The organism is Flavobacteriales bacterium, from assembly GCA_020435415.1.
In the GTDB taxonomy this organism is placed as follows: domain Bacteria; phylum Bacteroidota; class Bacteroidia; order JACJYZ01; family JACJYZ01; genus JACJYZ01.
Genome location: JAGQZQ010000069.1, coordinates 1 through 6178, shown reverse-complemented (window position 1 = coordinate 6178; position 6178 = coordinate 1). Strand labels below are relative to the sequence as shown.

Annotated in this window: 4 protein-coding genes and 1 pseudogene (1 of these 5 cut by a window edge); 1 reads left to right on the top strand and 4 read right to left on the bottom strand. The window is 51.0% G+C overall.

Annotation, left to right across the window (positions count from 1 at the left end):
- From KDD36_11040 to KDD36_11030, 3 genes and pseudogenes are all read right to left on the bottom strand, one after another.
- A pseudogene (locus KDD36_11040) lies at nucleotides 1-340 on the bottom strand (MFS transporter); it reaches 951 nt to the left of the window's first position.
- Nucleotides 327-1364, bottom strand: coding sequence for a uroporphyrinogen decarboxylase (hemE, locus tag KDD36_11035; protein ID MCB0397183.1), 1038 nt, complete (start codon nucleotides 1362-1364; stop codon nucleotides 327-329). The pseudogene KDD36_11040 and the gene hemE overlap by 14 nt, the downstream one beginning before the upstream one ends.
- Before the next feature lie 12 nt (nucleotides 1365-1376).
- A complete protein-coding gene (locus KDD36_11030) occupies nucleotides 1377-3650 on the bottom strand; it encodes an aconitate hydratase (protein ID MCB0397182.1) in 2274 nt (757 codons plus the stop codon).
- A 721-nt stretch (nucleotides 3651-4371) separates the two neighbouring features.
- Here KDD36_11030 and KDD36_11025 point away from each other — a divergent pair.
- Entirely contained in the window at nucleotides 4372-4626 is a 255-nt protein-coding gene (locus KDD36_11025; protein ID MCB0397181.1) for a 30S ribosomal protein S20, read from the top strand.
- A 70-nt stretch (nucleotides 4627-4696) separates the two neighbouring features.
- On the opposite strand, the gene KDD36_11020 is transcribed toward KDD36_11025, so the two are convergent.
- Nucleotides 4697-6178 (bottom strand): hypothetical protein (locus KDD36_11020; GenBank protein MCB0397180.1); only part of this gene is annotated, 1482 nt, incomplete at its 5' end.

Genomic DNA, 6178 nt, shown 5'->3' with positions numbered 1-6178 from the left:
AGTTGCTGCCGTCAAAGAAGAAAAGTGCGGCGCAGGCGGAAGAACCGATGTAGCAGAACATGCGCATGAAACCTTTTTTCATCCCGCTGTAATCCGCAATGCCCGAAAGCAAGGGAGAAATCAACGTCACGACCAGGAATCCGAGTGACAGGGTATAGGACAGGAGGGCGGTGTTGGTGTACTGGCGACCGAGGAATTCCACCTGGTCGCTGCCGTTAACTGTTGTTACTGCGCTGTAATAGATCGGGAAAATGGTTGAGGTGATGACCAGGCTGTAGACTGAGTTCGCCCAGTCGTACATGGCCCAGGCCCGGATGATCTTTTTATCACCCTTTTGCATGCCGGTAGTTTTTTACCGTATCGGCGAACAGCCGGACCTTGTCCGGATCGGTGTCAGGGTATAGGCCATGTCCGAGGTTCGCAATGTGGCCGGTCGGACCGAATGCTTCCAGCATGGCATGCGTGGACTTGACGATGGTGTCGTTGTCGGCATAGAGCAGACATGGATCCAGGTTGCCCTGCAATGACCGCTGGTCGCCGGCCATGGCACGGGCTTCGGTGATGTTCATGTTCCAGTCGAGACCGATCACTTCACAGGGCAGCTGCATCAACTCATCCAGCGCAAAGTAAGCTCCTTTGGCGAAGACGATGATCGGGACTTCGGTAATGGCGCTACAGATGGACTGCAACGCCGGTATGGCGAATTGGCGGTATTGCTCCGGCGACAGGATGCCGGCCCATGAATCGAAGATCTGCACCATGTCCACACCCGCGGCGATCTGTGCTTTCAGGTAGGCCAGGGTGGAGGCTGTGATCATGTCCATCATCCGCTGACTTTCTGCCGGACGGGTATAGAGCCATTTCCTCGCGGTGGAAAACGTTTTCGAGCCACTGCCTTCTACCATGTAGGAGAAGATGGTCCATGGTGCTCCGGCAAAACCGATGAGCGGAACGCGGCCATTCAGTTCTTTCTTGGCCATGCGTACTTCCTCAATGACATAGTTGAGGGAGGACTCCGGTTCGGCGATCCTTAGCTTGTCAATGTCACCGACGGTGCGGATGAACTCGTTGAATACCGGTCCTTTTTCTTCCACCACCTCGTAGGGTAGTCCCATGGCTTCCGGGATCACAAGGATGTCGGAAAAGAGGATGGCGGCATCCACACCGATCAGGTCCACCGGCTGCAGGGTCACCTGGCATGCCAGCTCCGGGTTCTCTACAAGTTGCTTAAAACTTCCGGCCTGCTGACGCACCTTGCGGTATTCGGGAAACACACGACCGGCCTGACGCATCAGCCATACGGGTGTCCGTTCAGTGTCCAGGCCACGGGCTGCCCGCAGGATCAGGTCGTTTTGTAAGGTCATGACGGCCGGCGATCAGGCGCTTTGTTTCTCATTTTGTTTGATGAGGTTAAGCGCGGAACCCGCCTTGAACCATTCGATCTGACTTTGGTTGTAGGTGTGGTTTACCTTGATGGATTCCGTTGACCCGTCTGCATGTTGCAGTTCCAGGGTTAACGGTTTGTCCGGTGCGAAGTCTTTCAGATCGGTAAAGGCGAAGGTATCATCTTCCCTGATCTTGTCGTAGTCGCTTTCATTGGAGAAGGTGATGGCCAGCATGCCCTGCTTCTTCAGGTTCGTTTCATGGATACGGGCGAATGATTTTACCAGCACCGCTCTTACCCCGAGATGACGTGGCTGCATGGCGGCATGTTCGCGCGATGAACCTTCTCCGTAGTTGGAGTCGCCCACAACGATGGTCGGAATGCCTTTGGCCTTGTAGTCGCGTTGTACGGCAGGTACTTCACCGTATTCTCCGGTCACCACGTTCTTTACCTTGTTGGTCTCATCATTGAATGCGTTGACTGCACCGGTGAGGGTGTTGTTGGAGATGTTGTCGAGGTGGCCCCGGTAGCGCAACCACGGACCTGCCATAGAGATGTGGTCGGTGGTACATTTGCCTTTGGCTTTGATGAGAAGTCGTACACCGGTGAGGTTCTGACCATCCCAAGGCTTGAAGGGGTCGAGCAATTGGAGGCGTTCGGAGTCGGGTTTTACGACGACCTCAACATTGCTACCGTCTGCGGCAGGGGCCTGGAATCCGGCATCTTCCACAGCAAAACCGTTGGGTGGCAGTTCAAAACCGGTGGGTTCATCGAATTTTACCTGGCTGCCGTCTTCGGAGGTCAGAGTGTCTGTCATCGGGTTGAAGCCGAGGTCACCGGCAATGGCCATGGCTGTAACGAGTTCAGGTGATCCCACAAATGCATAGGTGTTCGGATTGCCATCGGCACGCTTCGCGAAGTTCCGGTTGAAGGAATGTACAATGGTGTTCTTTTCACCTTTATCGGCACCTTCACGCGCCCACTGTCCGATGCATGGACCGCAGGCATTGGCGAATACGTTCGCACCGATCTCGTTGAACGTATCGATGAATCCGTCACGGTCAATGGTGAAGCGAACCTGCTCGGAGCCCGGAGTCACGGTGAACTGTGCCTTGGCTTTGAGGTGCTTGTCTTTGGCCTGCTTCGCGATGGATGCGGAGCGGGAAATATCTTCGTATGAAGAGTTGGTGCAGGAACCGATCAGGCCTACTTCGATCTTGGTAGGCCAGCCGTTCTTTTCTGCCGCCTCTTTCATTTTGGAGATCGGTGTGGCGATGTCCGGGGAGAATGGTCCGTTCAGATGTGGCTCCAGTTCCGATAGGTTGATCTCGATCACCTGGTCGAAATATTTCTCAGGATCGGCATACACTTCTGCATCGCCGGTAAGGTGTTCTTTGATGCCATTGGCGAGTTCCGCTACTTCAGCGCGGCCTGTGGCCTGGAGGTAACGGGCCATGGATTCGTCGTATCCAAAGGTGGACGTGGTGGCGCCGATCTCCGCACCCATGTTACAGATGGTGCCTTTACCGGTGCATGACAGGGAGCGTGCCCCTTCGCCGAAATATTCTACGATGCATCCGGTGCCGCCTTTTACGGTAAGGATGCCGGCTACTTTCAGGATGACGTCTTTGGCGGAAGTCCATCCACTCAGTTTTCCGGTGAGCTTCACACCTATGAGTTTGGGGAATTTCAGTTCCCATGCCATGCCGGCCATCACGTCTACCGCATCCGCACCTCCCACGCCAATGGCTACCATGCCGAGTCCACCGGCATTCACAGTGTGTGAGTCGGTACCGATCATCATTCCGCCGGGGAAAGCATAGTTCTCAAGGACCACCTGGTGGATGATACCGGCGCCGGGCTTCCAGAAACCGATGCCGTATTTATTGGAGACGGAAGAAAGGAAATTGAATACCTCATTGTTTTTGTTGATGGCTTCCTGCAAATCCTTGTCGGCGCCCACGCGTGCCTGGATCAGGTGATCGGCGTGCACGGTGGATGGCACCGCGGCCTGTTTTTTTCCTGCCTGCATGAATTGGAGGAGGGCCATCTGGGCGGTGGCATCCTGCATGGCCACGCGGTCTGGTGCGAAGTCAACATAGGATTTTCCACGTTCAAAAGCCTGGGTGGCGTTGCCTTCCCACAGGTGGGTGTACAGAATTTTTTCCGAAAGGGTAAGCGGACGTTTAACAATATTCCGGGCTGCCTGAATGCGCTCGGGAAAACGGGCATACACTGCCTTGATCATGTCTAGATCGAATATCATAAGATGGGCTTTAGGTGTTCATGTTCAGAGGGTGCGAAATTAGCAAAATGACGATATAATAGCAATGATTGTTGACTATCCATCGATATGGCCGGCAGTGGCTGACTCTTTAAAAATTGATGTTTAAGGTTTGGGGTTTCAGGTTTCTGGTTTCTGGTTTCTGGTTTGTGGTTTCTGGTTTGTATTGCCCTCATCGCCTTTGCCTAGCCGCTATGACGGAGCAAGGCCGTATCCCGTACATACGGGAGAAGGAAGGTGGTTTGTGGACCATGGACATTGGTACCTGGCTTTATACTGAAAGAATTAAGATGGTGTGCCATTTTGTACGGCGATCAATATTAGGCCTATTTGTAATCCCGAAGGGACACCTGAAAGAAATAAGAAATAAGAATTAGGAATGAAGAGGGTGAGCCATTTTGCATTGCAGTCAATGGTTGGCATGTCGCAATCCCGACGCAAAACAATAGATAGAAGACACTAGATAATAGATACCAGACAAGATTAATTCATCACATCTCAAACCAGCCTGCCCGTACAATGGCTAACCCGTCGGCTGGCAGGTCACCAAATCACCACATCGTCACATTAACACATTAACACATTAACACATTACCGCATTAACATATCACCCCATCATATTTTAAAAATCTCACAACACTTGTCGGTGATATCCATTTTCCATATATTTGCAGCCTTGTTTTGAAAAAAGAAAAGCAATTTTATGGCAAACCATAAATCGTCACTGAAAAGAATTCGCACCACGGAAGCCCGTGCGGAGCGCAACAAATACAAGCACAGAACCACCCGTAATGTGTTGAAAAAGCTGCGCACCACCACTGATAAGAAAGAAGCGGCTGAATTGCTTCCGAAGGTAACCGCCATGTTGGATAAGTTGGCCAAGACCAACATCATCCATAAGAACAAGGCTGCGAACCTGAAATCAAGCATTGCCAAGCAAGTAGCTTCATTGAAGTAAGCATAGAAAACCCCCAACGAAAAAACCCGTCATGCCGACGGGTTTTTTTATATCCTTTCATAGCAGAAGCCTATTCCAGCATGCCTTTCAGTTTCCATATGGCACCCTGGTTGATCTCATCGTAAACCGCCTCATAGATCTTTTTCTTCTCCTTTGTGGTGAGGTGCCAGCTCAGAGAAACTTTGTCGTCCTTTTCATTGTACATCTGGAGGTTCACCACATCGATGCCACTTTCAAACCATTTACTGGCATACTGCAACAGCTGGTCGTGGTCCATATCCTGGGTGATGAACAGGTTATCGTACATCTTCCCGATCGGGCTGAGCATATTTTGTACAAGGGTTCCCCTCGGATTTTCTTCGATCTTGAATTCCTTGTAGCGGTCCCTGACCTGAACCAGCACGATGCCGCTGGTGTTATTGGCAATCCATTCCCTGAAGGTGTATATGAATTTCAGACTGGTCTTGAGTCCGAAGTTATCTCGTAATCCCGCATCCATCACTTGCAGCGGCGGATCACTGGGCAATGAAACGATTGGTGAAATGTAAGGAAAGGATGCGTTCATGCGCAGGGCACTGGTGAAACGAAGATTGTACGGATTGGCATCTTCAAAGAAGCGCGTGAATTCGATTCCTTCAAGCAACGGTTCGTTGATAAGATTTTCAAACGGTGGGTTCTGGGTAAGGTAAGAGATTGGCTGGGATGCGATGTATAACCGGCGGCCATCGTTCAGAATGCTCGGGGTGAAGATCATCATCGGAATACGTGAATTGAATTCCGGGATGGAGTAATCCTTCATTCTTTTGTTGAGTATGTTTCCCGTATTCGCAATCAGTTGTTGTTCGAAAGCATATCCCCGGTCTTTCCGGTAAATTTGTCCTTCATATTCGAATTTCTGCAATCGCAGGAAAAAGTCATTCACTGCCACGCTGAATGCCATGGGGTTGAGAATGTCTTTGCCGATATTCACAATATACTCATGATCGTTCAGATTAGGTGGGTCAACATTGACCTGTGATCTGAAGTAGAGCTCCCGTAGATAGGCAGCACCCACCATGCCACCTGACGAACCTGTGATAAGCATGGTGTGCTTCAATAGCTGGCCATTGGTCAGACTATCCGCATATTGCAGGGCGCGGTATGTCCACACCGATGCTCTCAATCCACCTCCGCTTGTATTAACGATGATCAGTTTCGGTTTCGCTGTGACCTGGCCTTTTGCATTCCGAATTGTGTTTTTTTCTTTCCAGTTATTGAGGATCTGGATGGTGTTTTCCACATCCATCCCATGAAGCTGACGCTGATAGTTGAGCTCCTTCAGGGCGGTAGCATTGTATTCGGGTTTATGCGTGCTCTGATAATTAAGCCCATAGGCGCGGTTACCCGGGTTGAATGATTCGAACTGTGCGATGTAATTAATAAACAGAAATAGAAGAGCATATACGGTAAACGACCAGCCTCGCAGCCAGAATTTGAGGGCGTAGGAAAGCATCAGAAACATGGTGAACAGCAGGATAATGCTGGCACCGGCAGGGATCATGAAGAAGTTGCC